Origin of the sequence: Aquirhabdus parva (genome assembly GCF_003351745.1) — a bacterium.
GTDB lineage: Bacteria > Pseudomonadota > Gammaproteobacteria > Pseudomonadales > Moraxellaceae > Aquirhabdus > Aquirhabdus parva.
In genome coordinates this window covers 913,787-927,324 of record NZ_CP031222.1, presented here as the reverse complement: position 1 = coordinate 927,324, position 13,538 = coordinate 913,787, and the positions used below count along the sequence as shown (strand labels likewise).

Below are 13,538 nucleotides of genomic sequence, written 5' to 3'. Positions count from 1 at the left end.
TCACGTTTACAGGTAAATACGTTTTGTTGCTTACTCTTCGGTGAGAATTTTATAGGTTTCTTTAGACCACGCTAAAGCAGTCTCCTCATGAAGAATACCGGCCTTTAGCAGCATATGCTGGATTCTCAGTGCGCGTGAAGCTCCGCCTTTCAAATGATCTTTGACACTCAAGAAATCCCGCTGCTCAATCAGGCGATAGGTTTTGAGTTTTTGCTCATGAATATGAATACGGCGCAATAACTCACCCTCTAGCCCCAAGGGCCCCATTGCAGCATCCGCTCTCAAACGCACAAAGAACGCTTCTCGCTGCTGCGGAGGATCAATCGACTCAGCAACCCAGCGTTTAAGCTCTATTACCCCCTCTTCAAGCACGTGATAGGTGCGCTTGCGGGTTTTACTACCATCTTCAGCTTCTGATTTGACCCAGCCATTTTCTTCCATTTTGGCCAATTCACGATAGATCTGCTGATGGGATGCTTGCCAGAAGTAACCAATCGACTTCCCAAAACGCTGCGCCAAGTCATAGCCAGAGCAGGATTTTTCAAGCAAAGACACCATTAACGCATGGGGTAACGACATCAACCCTTCTCCACTCTTGGTTACGGATTTTTAATTTGTAACGACATTATGCACTCAGTTGCATATTAGCAGTGAATCCATTATCTTTATATGCAACCAGTTGCATAAATGATTTTAATCATATCATCTAACAAAGCAATCAAAGCCACCACACTTTCTATGGAAGCCATTATGAACGCTTATCCTCATCTGCTTAAACCTTTAGATCTAGGTTTCACCACTTTATCCAACCGTCTATTGATGGGATCAATGCATTTGGGGCTTGAAGAAGCAGAACATGGTTTCGAACGCATGGCAGCATTTTATGCTGAACGAGCACGTGGTGGTGTAGGACTGATCGTTACAGGGGGTATTGCGCCTAATGATGCAGGCTGTGTATTCCAAGGCGGTGCCAAGCTGACGACTGAAGAAGAAGCCCTACATCACAAAGTGATCACCGATGCGGTGCATCAAGCGGGTGGCAAAATTGCCATGCAGATTCTGCATACCGGTCGTTACTCTTATCAACCGTCTCTGGTCGCACCAAGCCCGATCCGCGCTCCAATCAATCCCTTTAAACCTAAAGAACTCAGCGCAGATGAAGTCGAGCAAACCATTGAAGACTTCGTTCATTGCGCAGCTCTTTCTCAGCAGGCTGGCTATGATGGTGTAGAGATCATGGGTTCTGAAGGCTACCTGATTAATCAATTCATCGTCTCTCATACCAACCATCGTACCGATGAATGGGGCGGCAGCTATGAAAACCGTATTCGCTTCCCCCTTGAAATCGTCCGTCGCACCCGCGCACGTGTAGGTAAAAACTTTATCATCATCTATCGTCTGTCGATGTTGGATCTCATCGACAACGGCTCATCATTTGATGAAGTGATTCAATTGGCCAAAGCCATCGAAGCCGCAGGCGCGACCATTATCAATACCGGTATTGGCTGGCATGAAGCGCGTATTCCAACGATCGCAACCAAAGTACCGCGTGCAGCATTTGCATGGGTCACCGAGAAGTTGAAAGGTCAAGTTTCTATTCCTTTGATCACCACCAATCGCATCAACTCGCCAGAAGTCGCGGAACAAATCTTGGCGGATGGCATGTGTGACATGGTATCTATGGCACGCCCCCTGCTAGCCGACCCCTTCTTTATCCGTAAAGCCGAAGCCAATCAACCGGAGCAAATCAATACCTGTATCGGTTGTAATCAGGCTTGCTTGGACCATATTTTCAGTGGAAAAATTACCTCTTGCCTCGTCAACCCTCAAGCCTGCCATGAAACTGAGTTGGTCTATACCCCGACTCAAAAGGCAAAGCGCATCGCTGTTGTCGGCGCAGGTCCCGCAGGACTCAGCTTCTCAACCGTCGCAGCCGAGCGAGGTCATGATGTGACCTTGTTTGATGCCAGCCATGAAATTGGTGGTCAATTCAATATCGCCAAGACAGTGCCGGGTAAAGAAGAGTTCTATGAAACGATCCGTTACTTTAAAAATAGAATTGAGCTGACAGGCGTCAAACTCAAGCTCAATCAACGCGTGACTGCCGAGCAATTAGCAACCGAAGGTTTTGATGAAATCGTGCTGGCGACGGGGATTCAACCGCGCACGCTCGATATCGAAGGCATCAATCATCCAAAAGTGCTGAGCTATATTGAAGTATTGCGTGAGCGTAAGCCTGTGGGGCAACGTGTCGCCATCATTGGTGCTGGCGGGATTGGCTTTGATGTGGCTGAATATCTCACCCATGAAGGCGAAAGTGGCAGCCAGAATCCCAAAAAATTCTATGCCGAGTGGGGTATTGATACCGAATACAAAGACCGTGGTGGCCTGCGTCAGCCTGACGTGGAAACCTCCCCACGTGAAGTCTTTTTGCTGCAACGCAAAACCAGTAAGGTGGGTGATGGACTAGGTAAAACAACGGGCTGGATTCACCGTACCGGACTTAAAAACCGCCGCGTTGATATGCGTTCCGGCATGAGCTATCTCAAGATTGATGATGCAGGTTTACATGTTAATGATGGTGCCGAAGACTCGATTCTCGATGTCGATTCCATCATCATCTGCGCAGGTCAGGAACCACTGCGTGAACTGCAATCCGCGCTAGAAACTGTAGGCTGTTCAACCCATCTCATCGGTGGTGCAGATAAAGCCATGGAGTTGGATGCGAAGTTCGCCATCAAACAAGGTGCAGAATTAGCAGCACGCTTGTAATCCATACATCGGAAAGGGATTTCTAATTTATTTAAATGCGAGGATACGGCGATGACTGACTTAAGTTTAAATCCAAAGGCTGCGGCCTCTATTGCCCTTTGGCATCAGATGATTACGGCACAGGATTTCTCCAAGTTACCGAACATCTTGAGTGATGATGCAATATTTCAATCCCCAGCGGTGTTTAAACCTTATCAGGGAGCACCTGTGGTGGCGCTGATTTTAAACACGGTCATTCAGGTCTTTAGTGATTTTGAATATCATCGAGAATTCGCAAGTCCCGATGGTCTGAATGTCGTCCTCGAATTTAAAGCTAAAGTCGCCGACAAGTTCATCCATGGCATTGATATGATCCGTTTCAACGATGCGGGTCTGATCACTGAATTCACGGTAATGATCCGTCCGATGTCCGCACTACAGACCTTGGCTGCTGAGATGGGTGCCCGTTTGGCACCTTATATGCCCACAAAGTAAAGCGCCAAAAACAAAATTGGGTTATGAGATTTGATTGTGATGAGGTTTAATCAAATCTCGCTTTTAAGAATTGAGAGCTCATAATGTTTGATCAAATGGTGATGGCGGGTGGTGGTGGCCGTTGTACGTGGCAGGTCGGCTTTTTAGATGTCATCACCCCAGCTCTTGAACTCAAACCACGTGTCATTTCGACGGTTTCAGCAGGTGGACTGATGTCTTGCTTGATGTTTACCCAAGAGACGCGTGCGACCCTGGATTATATCCATACGCTTTTTGGTGCGAATGCAAAGAACATCTACTGGGCAAATCTGTTTCGTGAGCAGCGGGTTTTTCCTCAGCATGAAATGTATTTACAAGCCATGCGTGATCTATTTGCCGATCGACTAGATCGGCTGCAAGATGCCCCTGAAATTCGTATTGGAGTAACCCATATCCCCCAATGGCTTGGCGTTTATCCTTCTTTAGCACTGGCAATCGCTGCGTATAGCTTTGATAAACATGTACGTAAAGCATTGCACCCGACGACCGCACGTTCGATCGGTTTTCAGCAGCAATTTAGCCGCGCTCAAGATTGTACGACGGTTGAGGAACTCGCCGAGCTCATCCTACAATCCTCCTGTACTCCACCAATCATCCCAATGATGCAGGTGCAGGGCAAAGCGATTCTGGATGGCGGTGTTGTTGATAACGTCCCGATTGCAGGACTTGATCCGACCCCAGAGCCTGTTTTGGTTTTATTGAGCCGTATGTACCCGCATCGTCCCACCCAATTTACCCTAAACGATCAGGGCCAAAAGCGCCTCTATGTCCAGCCATCCAGCCCAATTCCAGTCAAAAGCTGGGACTACACCCGCCCCGATTTGATCGAAGAAACATTCCAATTGGGGAGACGCGATGGTCTGCAGTTTCTTAAAGACTTTGAACGATCCATTTAACGATTTTTCGATAAAAAAGACACGCTAGCGTGTCTTTTTTTAATGTCGAAAAGATCAATATTTAATGCGCATCAGCCACCTTGATCACTAACTTACCGAAGTTTTTGCCTTCAAGTAAGCCGATAAAGGCTTGTGGTGCATTCTCTAAACCGTCGACAAAATCCTCTCTAAAGCTGATTTTACCTTGCGCAAGCCACTCACTCATCTCTTTAAAAAACTCCGGATAACGTGGAGCATAATCAAATATGATGAACCCTTGCACTTTGATCCGCTTCACTAAGATCGCGCCCATTAACAGCGGAGTACGATCCCCGCCTTCTGGTAAATGCTCGGCATTGTATTGTGCAATCAAGCCACAAACAGGAACACGTGCTGATAAATTGAGTAATGGCAACACTGCATTAAAGACTGCGCCACCGACACTCTCGAAATAAACATCAATACCTCGAGGGCAAGCAGTTGCCAACTGATCGGCAAAGTCTGCTGCGTTACGATCAATACAGGCATCGAAGCCCAATTCATCAATTGCAGCACGGCATTTATCTGCACCACCGGCGACACCAACGACATGGCAGCCTTTAATCTTGGCAATTTGACCCACTAAAGAGCCCACAGCACCTGTTGCCGCTGCAACAACGACCGTCTCACCCGCTTTAGGCTGACCGATATCCAGCAATCCCATATACGCAGTAAACCCGGGCATGCCTAAAACACCCAGCGCCCAGGAGGGCTTCGCCATCGATCCCAACTTTGTTAGTCCAGTGCCATTCGATACGGCATAGTCTTGCCAACCAGAATCGCTTAGAACTAAATCACCCGCTACATAGCCCTCATGATGGGATGCAACCACCTGTGCAACCGTCTCACCCACCATCACCCCACCCAGTTCTACAGGTGGAGCATAGGAAGGTGCATCACTCATCCGACCACGCATATACGGATCAAGAGACAGATAGAGTGTGCGTAGTAAGACTTCGCCTTCGGCAGGCTCTGATACTTTCACGCTTTCCAGACGAAAATCTTGTGCTGTTGGGGCTCCTTTAGGGCGAGAAGCTAACACGAAGCGACGATTAGTCACTGCTGCATGAGTAGTCATGATGAAATCCTTCAATGAAATGAAAAGAGCGTCTTACAAACTTGCCTCAAGCACACGCTGACTCACGTCTAAAGTGACATTTTTCTTTTCACCAAGCTTGACCATACCATTGCTCTCAAGCTGCTTCACCACATGATGTACGGCATCTTGACCTAAGGTATAAGCACTGAGACGCGTTGGCACTTCTAAAGACTCGAAGAATGCCCGAGTCTTGGCAATGGCTTGATCGATGCGCTCATCATCAGAGCCGCTGGTGATCTGCCAGACACGCTCAGCATACTGGAGTAACTTGTCGCGTTTTTCAGTACGACGGATTGACAGCATGGAAGGTAAAACAATGGCGAGTGTTCGAGCGTGGTCGATATCGTAAGCTGCCGTCAGCTCATGACCAATCATATGTGTTGCCCAGTCTTGCGGCACACCGGCCCCAATTAAACCATTAAGTGCCAATGTCGCAACCCACATCAGATTTGCACGCAGGTCATAATCTTCGGGTTGCGCCAATACTTTAGGACCAATCTCAATCAGGGTAAGCAGCAAGCTTTCTGCAAAGCGATCTTGTACACGACCATCCACGGGATAGGTCAAATATTGCTCCATGATATGCACATAGGCGTCGACAACACCGTTGGCAACCTGACGTTTAGGCAAAGTATAGGTTTTGGTTGGATCAAGAATTGAGAATTGCGGGAAGACATGCTCACTCATGAAAGCAAGCTTGGTCAGGGTGGCTTGACGCGTGATGACGGCACCTTCGTTCATCTCGGAACCTGTCGCCGGCAAAGTCAGTACCGTGCCAAAAGGAATGGCGTGCTTCACAACTGCACCATGCGTAGTCAAGATATCCCACGGCTCGCCTACAAAATTGACAGCAGCGGCAATAAACTTCGTCCCATCAATGACTGATCCACCGCCTACAGCAAGGAGAAAATCCAGCTTCTCACTGCGGATAAGCTCAACGGCTTTCATCAATGTCTCATAAGTAGGATTCGGTTCAATGCCACCAAACTCTTGGACTTCATGCTGAGACAGTGCCGTTCTTACCTCTGCCAGCGTGCCATTCTTCTCTGCGCTAGCACCGCCAAACAGAATGAGGACTTTTGCATTTTGCGGAACCAGACGGTTGAGTTCAGCAATTTTGTTCGGACCGAATACAATCCGAGTAGGGTTATAAAATTCAAAGTTTTGCATAACAACTCCAGAGTTTCGCGGTATGCGAAAAATAATAGAAACATCTCAACTTCAAAAATATTAGACTGGTCGTCTAGTTCGTACATATAACTTCTTACTTAAATACAGTTCAAAACGTGAAGGGATATAACCTCATCAGCTTCAGAGTCACTCTAAAGCTGGACTAATGATGAATTAGGATGATGGATGCGATGCAGACAAGGTGGCTTCGGTAACCTGCATGGCCAGCTCAAATGAGCTACGATCCCCGCTTAGCTTACTCAGAAGACTGGCACCAAGCCAAAGCTGATAGAGCATCTGTGCGACCACTGCTGCGGGTTGGTTAATCTGGATCGACTGATCGACTATTCCCTCTTCGATACAGGTCGTCAGACGTTTAATTACCCGATCAGTACCCTGCTTAAGGGTGTTTCTCATGTCGTCAGAGAGATCGGCCACTTCCGCACTTAGCTTAACCACAAGGCATTTACGCGCACCACTACATGTGCTTTGGCTATTCAACCAATCTGACCAATAGCTCATCAGGCGTTCACGTGCTGTTGCTGAATTCAGTCCATCCGCATTCAGCAGTGCATCAAGCTTTAGCTTATAGCCTTCGATATAGTGCTCAAGCAGCGCATTCCCATAAGCTTCTTTTGAACCAAAATAATGATAAAAAGATCCTTTGGGAATCTCTGCAGCCGCTAAGATTTCAGCCAAGCCGATTCCATTAAAGCCTTTCTTTGCAATAAGGCTCTCTCCTGCATCTAGGATGCGATGGCGAGTTGAATCATGGGTTGCTCTCATGGCATGAAGATTAATTAGAAATAGACCAGTCGTCTAGTAATAAAATGTAAACCATTCGAAAAATATAGAAATTCACAGACACAACCAAAAATACTTTAGAACATCTTTTTAAGCATGAGGGCGTATGCCGTTTTTTGCTTGTCATTATTCCAAAACTGCTCAAACGTAAACTGTAGACTCAACTCAGGGGTAAAACGCTTAGACTGAATCCATTTGATGGAATTATAAGGTTGGCTGAATTGCTGGGTCGTATAAATGCGTTGGTATTGGATAACCGACTTCATATCATATTTTTCATTGGCAATAAGCCCCAAACTGGGCGAGACATGCGCACTTACGCCATGCTGAAAATAATCAATACCCACCAAACCCAGTACCGATATACTTAAATTAGGCATCACTTGATGGGTCAATCCAGCTCCCCCTTCAATCGTTGTCGCATGCTGCTCTGTAAGACGATAATCCACATGAGGCTCATAGCTCATTGAAAATTTTCCGGAAATACCACCCGTTAACACATCGTAAGGAATATAGGATGTCATTGAGTAAAGTTTTAAGTAATCCAGCTTGAGCTTTTTCTCTTGGGTTAAGTACTTCAGTCCAATATTGCCAAGCAGCAACTCATGCTCACTCGCGGATTGACTATTATCATCTTCAAGCTTCTGCGCCGCAGGTAAGTAATCCAAACGAATATCATATTGATGATTGTCATAACCGCTCCCTACCGAGAACTGGCTGTCATCAGGCGCTTTCAGCGGACTTTTATATTGAGAAAGATCAATCGAGAAATCCTGAACCAGTGGTTTAGATTGCTCAAACTGCGTATTAAACTCTGCCTGATCGGCTGCAACTTTCCCTTGATCAATGCGGTAATCACGATAATGGCTAGCGACCTGATAGATCACAAACTTCTCTTCTGGTGATGGCGTACTTTCAATCAGTTGTTTAAGCGCTTGATGATCTACCGCGCTCTTAAGTTTTCTTTGCCATGAAGGGCTATAAGAGTCAGATAACATACGAATCGCAAACTTATCGGCAGGCAGCAACGTTGTACCGACAATCAAATGCGCGGCATCACTACTTTTGACGATATCAAGTGGTGTCAGCATATGGCTAAAACGCTTGCTGACCTCTGCATCGCCCGTTGTCGCCAGCATAAAATGGGTTAAGGTTGCACAGTTATAACGACTGAAGTAATAGGTCAACGGCGCAGTTTTGAGCTCCCAGACATGATATTGAATACGCTGTCTTTGCTCATCCGTTAAACGCAGATCATAGGTCCAGATATTTCTCTGTTCACGGTGCCGATAGCGTTCCAACTTTTCTTGTAATGGCGTCAGGGAGAAATAACCCTTTTTACCCGTCACCATCGCCTCAAACATTAGCTTAGGTGCATTGACTCCTTGTACATCAGTAAAAAAAGAAATGGCATGATCCACATGCTGATTCTTCTGATTAATCCCTGAAAATTGGATTAACACATGACCCATCATGCTGGATGGCTGAGTGATATTATCCGATACATAGACCAACTTAATCTCGTCAGCAGGCGCATTGTCCAGATATTCTAGAAAATCAGGGCACTGTGCAAAAGAGATCGGAGGCAGTTGCAACTGTTGCTGGAGCCAAATGGCACGTGCAGGAAATTTACAGATATAAGTGGTGTTATTCGCACTGAGTAGGGCGCTTATATTTTTTGTCAGCTCATTAGCCAATGAAAATCTAGGCCAACTTAAAAGAAACTGGTTATCTTTGATATAAGGTTCTTGATCATGGACATGGAGAAGTGCTTGCCACTCTAGGCGCTGCTCTAGTTTTTGGCTTAAAGCCTGATCAACGATCTGATCGGAATCAGCAGTATCAATGCGTTGTGCATGCGCCATTGAAAAAGCACAGCTAAGTACGAAGAAAAGGGAAGCTAAAAAGCCTCGCTTCCCTATCCATATTTGCGCTAACTTTTTTGAAGTAAACGTCAAGATGGCTTATTTACAGCTGATAATCAACGTATTGTCATATTTCCACATCTTTTCAGTGGAGTAATCCGTTGTCGAACCGAGTAAACCACCAATCAAGATATTGCCGAAGAAGATCGGATCAACAGAACTTGGAGCGATTGTTTGCGGAGCACAATTGGCATCTGAAGTGGTAATAATTTTCTCTACGCGTGAACGATCTAACCCAACAATACCAGGGGCTTGCACAGTTTTACCATCGACATTTGCTACGATTTTAGAGCCATTAGACGTAGTAATATTCACTTTTTGTGTTTTGCTATTAATGATTGAGGCACAACCGCTAACCAGAGCGATTGAAACAATAGCACCTAATACCAATCCATTTTTTAACACATTCATTATTCTTCCCCTTTTGAAGACATAGTTCCAGATACAAAACAGCGACGATTCTATCACCGTAAAATTACAATTTAAATAAAAATAAATTAAAATCATTGGGTTATATTAAAAATAATTAATTATCAATAAATATCAAATGGTTAGTTTTATTTATTCTTTATAAAAATTTTAGATCAACCAAAAAACTCTCTATGGAATAGAGAGTTGAAAGAGACTAAAAATAATTTAACGATTAGCTTTTTCTCAATACCACCAGATTTGACAGAAACAATGAGATTCAAACTCACCGACATTTGATGAACATAATAGATAAGCACCTCTAAAACCCTTTGCCACCCACTTACCAAACCATCCAGTTCGATCATATAAAAATACACAAAACCCAAGATTAGACCAAATTTGAATCGCAGACTGCCCTTAAGTCAACGAATTCTATGAAGCAATGATCGTGTTTTGGATTACCTCAAGATGAGGTCGTAGTGTTTCTACGATTGAACCATACACAGGGAGATATCAATCATGAAATCTAAAGTGCTGATCGTAGCCTCGGCGATATCTATCATGGGTGGTATAGGACTTATATCGCCAGCACAGGCCTACCCTCATTATGGACGCAATTGGGCTGGCGCTTATCATTTCCATTACAACCCTGTCGGCTGGCGCGGCGGATATTGGCGACAAGGCTGGCATGGCGGTCATTATGGATGGTGGTGGGGAGTGGGCGGTGCATGGTTACTCTATCCTGCGCCGATATATCCGTATCCAGACCCTGAACTTGAGCCCGCCTATGTCGTGAGTGAGCCTGTGACAACGATTGTAGAAAGCCAACCCGCTCAACCTTTACCGCAGACAGCCCCAGCGCCTGTAATGCAGAAAGTTTGGTATTACTGCGGCTCGCCACAAGGCTATTACCCCAATGTACCAAGTTGCCCTTCGGGATGGCAGAAGACGCCTGTAAAACCTTCTGATGCACGCTAAGAAACAGATAAAAAAGCATATCTGAGGAGAATGATGATGAGTATAAAACTGTATATCACGACTGCTGTAGTAAGCTGTGCAACGATACTCAGCGGCTGTCAGACGATGCCAAGTGGCCCAAATGTGGCGGTGATGCCTGCACCCGGTAAACCTTTTGATTTGTTCCAGCAGGAAGATCAGCAATGCCGTAACTTTGCGGCGAACTCAGTGGGGCCTGCTGCGCAGGCTGCGAATGATTCGGCAGTTGGTGCGGCTGTGATTGGTACTGCACTTGGTGCAGCCGTGGGTGCAATTGGTGGCCGAGGCCATGGCCGTGCAGTCGGGACTGGTGCTGCTGTAGGCTTGGCAGGAGGCTCACTGTTCGGAGGGTCTTATGCCCAAGATGCATCGTATAGCTTACAAAGGCGCTATGACATTGCTTATGAGCAATGTATGTATTCCAATGGCAATCAGCTTCCTCAACCCCAGCAACAGCGCGTTATTTATCGATATTAATATCCATCTATAAAAGATGTATTTACGTTCAGAGATCCGAACAATAGCCAATAAAAAAGCCCTTATCAAATAAGGGCTTTTTTATTTACATCTTACAAATTTGGCGGAAGCGGTGAGATTCGAACTCACGGAGGGCTCACACCCTCGTCGGTTTTCAAGACCGGTGCTTTAAACCGCTCAGCCACGCTTCCAGAGGCGCAAATATTAACGAGTTCAGTTTAAAAAGACAACCGCAAAACGCTGAATTAACGACCTATTGAATAAAATTATACTTATAATTTTGCTCCCATACGTCAAAACTACCCGAACTGAAGCTAAAACCCTTAATCATGGCGAGTAATTGACCTTCAAGCTTACTGTTATTCAGATCACTTGAGACCACACTGGCACTGATTACATGACCATCTGGGGCAATTTTTAAGCGAACGGTGAAGTTTCCTTCCATAGTCGGATCATCACCAAGTGCACGCATATAAGCACTTTGCAGACGTCCGGCATTCTGCGTCATGATGCGTTTCACGTCATCCCGTGCACCTTTACCAGCATCAGAACTTCCACTACCCGCATTACCCGTACCATTGCCTTTGATTTTTCCGCCGCTGACATCATCCGTGCCGCGTCCAGACAAGCTGCCTGTACCATGACCGGTTTTATCACCATCGGTTGCGGAACCAAAGCGTACGCCTGATTTTGCTGCGCCGTTGCCGCCTGTACCACCGCCGCCGATCCCTAACTTTGGATCAGGACGACCACCATCAACTCCACCTTTTTGCAGCCCTCGTCCTTCAACGGCCTTTGGGTTAGAGCTGGTACCGTTGGTTAAACTCCCTACAGCGGTACCTATTCCTGCCGCTGCGACGAGACTTTGTGCACGGCGTTGAGCCTGCTCTTTAAGCTCAGCAGCACTCGGGCCTGTAGCGTGGGATACAGGCGCTGGTGTATCTGTCGGTAACGGACCTGGATTAGGGGAAGCCGCAGCACGTTGCGTTGTAGCAGCATCCGCTGTCGCGCGCGCTGGGCGTACCGTTTGTACAGGCGGCTTGTCCGGTGAACCTGCCTGACTTGGGGGCTGTGGCTTAGGCAGCGGATGATTCGGTGCTGCAGCACGTGGCAATGCTTTCGCGGCTTCAGGCTGAGCGCCTTCCTTGGTCTTAGGTGGAGGCGTTTCTTTCTTCTCCACCAGCTTTACTTCCGGCGGTGCGATATCAATCGGTGCAAGAACCGTCCGTGCAGGGATCACCCGCTCAGGCAACGGTACTTTGACAAAAGGTATCGCCACGCAGAACAGCACGGCAAACACGGAGAACGCCAAGTCTGACTTACGGAACTGACCATAATCCCACGGTAACCAACCCAAGGCATGCGCGTTTTGCAATTTTGGTAACGAGGTATTCAACCCTGCATTCGGAATAGTATTAGGCATTTTTCTTTGCCTCCTTATTCACAGCAAACGCAATACGACCAAAATGCTGTTGGCTACACACCATCATGATTTGATGCAATGTCGCGTACGGAATATTTTGATCTGCCAAAATAATCACAGTGCGCTCAGGCGTGCCATTGACCACTTGAGAAGGCTTAAAGCGAAGTGCCTGCTGTGCCAATGTCGTAATGAGTGGCGTGAAATCCATAGTTGCACCTTCAGCAACGGGCACATCTAAACGCTGAATGACTTTTTCATTGACGCGAATTTCTGTTGGCGTAACCACTAGGGTTAATGAAGACTCTGGCGGTGCATAAGAACTTGAAATTGGCAGTGCCAGCCCTTTGATCGAAGGAATCTGTGCTTCACCCTGAAAGCCCACCAGCAAGAAACACACGAGCAACGTAAAAATGTCGATCAATGACGTCAGCGTCAAACGTGCCGTATTACTTTTCAGCGCCTGCTTGCGCTTATGACGTCGAATCTGAGAAATCTTCATGGTGTTCCCTCCACACCTGCAAGCTGTACATTCGGAAACAGCGCATAGCTATTGCCCGTTTGCCCACTTTGCACGATGCGAACCGCATCGATCACATAAATAATATCTTGATATTTAACGGTCTCATCGATCCGCAATGTTGCACTGCTCACCGCAGGATATTGTCGTTTGATATCCACCAGTGCGGCATTGAGCTTCGCATAATCATGCCCAGCAATTTCGGCCAACTGCCCATGACCACGATTATTAATCACGAACTTATCAGGATAAACACCGACATCCAGAGTCAGCGGTGGCTTGATCGCTGCGGCTGCCGTTTGCGGTGCACCATCACCCGGCTGATCAACATTTAAAACATTCACTTGTGTAAAAACAGCATTGATGAGCAATGATGGGATCATAATCACCATCAAATTCATAAATGCAGTGAGATCCAACTCGGTGTTGGTCTCTCGGTGACGACGTCTACGAATCGACATAACACTTCCTCCTTATCGCCCTCATCGCTCCTACCCTTCTATTTTTCCCTCAATGA

General features: G+C 46.5%; 14 protein-coding genes and 1 tRNA gene. 5 read left to right on the top strand and 10 right to left on the bottom strand.

The window, feature by feature from the left end; genetic code table 11:
- Window positions 1-30: 30 nt before the first annotated feature.
- Entirely contained in the window at window positions 31-579 is a 549-nt protein-coding gene (locus tag HYN46_RS04100) for a PadR family transcriptional regulator (RefSeq protein ID WP_114898220.1), read from the bottom strand.
- A gap of 171 nt (window positions 580-750) precedes the next feature.
- On the opposite strand from HYN46_RS04100, the gene HYN46_RS04095 reads away from it, so the two are divergent.
- The 3 genes from HYN46_RS04095 (at window position 751) to HYN46_RS04085 (ending at window position 4,181) form a co-directional block, all read left to right on the top strand.
- Complete coding sequence (locus HYN46_RS04095; protein ID WP_114898219.1) at window positions 751-2,772, top strand: NADPH-dependent 2,4-dienoyl-CoA reductase; 2,022 nt, start codon at window positions 751-753, stop codon at window positions 2,770-2,772.
- Window positions 2,773-2,823: 51 nt separating this feature from the next.
- Window positions 2,824-3,246, top strand: a complete 423-nt coding sequence (locus HYN46_RS04090; protein ID WP_114898218.1) for a nuclear transport factor 2-like protein — start codon at window positions 2,824-2,826, stop codon at window positions 3,244-3,246.
- An 83-nt stretch (window positions 3,247-3,329) separates the two neighbouring features.
- Window positions 3,330-4,181: a patatin-like phospholipase family protein gene (locus tag HYN46_RS04085; protein WP_114898217.1), complete on the top strand. Its 852-nt coding sequence runs from the start codon at window positions 3,330-3,332 to the stop codon at window positions 4,179-4,181.
- A 61-nt stretch (window positions 4,182-4,242) separates the two neighbouring features.
- On the opposite strand, the gene HYN46_RS04080 is transcribed toward HYN46_RS04085, so the two are convergent.
- The 5 genes from HYN46_RS04080 to HYN46_RS04060 form a co-directional block, all read right to left on the bottom strand.
- Entirely contained in the window at window positions 4,243-5,277 is a 1,035-nt protein-coding gene (locus tag HYN46_RS04080; protein WP_114898216.1) for an NADP-dependent oxidoreductase, read from the bottom strand.
- A 33-nt stretch (window positions 5,278-5,310) separates the two neighbouring features.
- Entirely contained in the window at window positions 5,311-6,468 is a 1,158-nt protein-coding gene (locus tag HYN46_RS04075) for an iron-containing alcohol dehydrogenase (protein ID WP_114898215.1), read from the bottom strand.
- A gap of 174 nt (window positions 6,469-6,642) precedes the next feature.
- The gene (locus HYN46_RS04070; protein ID WP_114898214.1) at window positions 6,643-7,254 is read right to left on the bottom strand and encodes a TetR/AcrR family transcriptional regulator; all 612 of its coding nucleotides are present in this window, start codon (window positions 7,252-7,254) and stop codon (window positions 6,643-6,645) included.
- 95 nt (window positions 7,255-7,349) lie between these two features.
- Complete coding sequence (locus tag HYN46_RS04065) at window positions 7,350-9,137, bottom strand: lipoprotein N-acyltransferase Lnb domain-containing protein (protein ID WP_114898213.1); 1,788 nt, start codon at window positions 9,135-9,137, stop codon at window positions 7,350-7,352.
- A gap of 99 nt (window positions 9,138-9,236) precedes the next feature.
- Window positions 9,237-9,608 carry an adenosine deaminase gene (locus HYN46_RS04060; protein ID WP_114898212.1) on the bottom strand — a complete coding sequence of 124 codons (372 nt, stop codon included), beginning with the start codon at window positions 9,606-9,608 and terminating at the stop codon, window positions 9,237-9,239.
- A gap of 519 nt (window positions 9,609-10,127) precedes the next feature.
- On the opposite strand from HYN46_RS04060, the gene HYN46_RS04050 reads away from it, so the two are divergent.
- Both HYN46_RS04050 and HYN46_RS04045 read left to right on the top strand, forming a co-directional pair.
- Window positions 10,128-10,586, top strand: a complete 459-nt coding sequence (locus HYN46_RS04050; RefSeq protein WP_114898210.1) for a hypothetical protein — start codon at window positions 10,128-10,130, stop codon at window positions 10,584-10,586.
- A gap of 36 nt (window positions 10,587-10,622) precedes the next feature.
- Complete coding sequence (locus HYN46_RS04045) at window positions 10,623-11,081, top strand: glycine zipper family protein (RefSeq protein WP_114898209.1); 459 nt, start codon at window positions 10,623-10,625, stop codon at window positions 11,079-11,081.
- A gap of 101 nt (window positions 11,082-11,182) precedes the next feature.
- Here the strand turns inward: HYN46_RS04045 and HYN46_RS04040 are convergent.
- From HYN46_RS04040 to HYN46_RS04025, 4 genes are all read right to left on the bottom strand, one after another.
- A tRNA-Ser gene (locus tag HYN46_RS04040) sits at window positions 11,183-11,272 on the bottom strand.
- A 62-nt stretch (window positions 11,273-11,334) separates the two neighbouring features.
- Window positions 11,335-12,504 (bottom strand): AgmX/PglI C-terminal domain-containing protein, encoded by a 1,170-nt coding sequence (locus HYN46_RS04035; protein WP_114898208.1) that lies wholly within the window; start codon window positions 12,502-12,504, stop codon window positions 11,335-11,337.
- A complete protein-coding gene (locus tag HYN46_RS04030; protein WP_114898207.1) occupies window positions 12,497-13,003 on the bottom strand; it encodes an ExbD/TolR family protein in 507 nt (168 codons plus the stop codon). The genes HYN46_RS04035 and HYN46_RS04030 overlap by 8 nt, the downstream gene beginning before the upstream one ends.
- A complete protein-coding gene (locus tag HYN46_RS04025) occupies window positions 13,000-13,482 on the bottom strand; it encodes an ExbD/TolR family protein (RefSeq protein ID WP_114898206.1) in 483 nt (160 codons plus the stop codon). Before HYN46_RS04025 ends, HYN46_RS04030 begins: the two co-directional genes overlap by 4 nt.
- Window positions 13,483-13,538 lie beyond the last annotated feature (56 nt).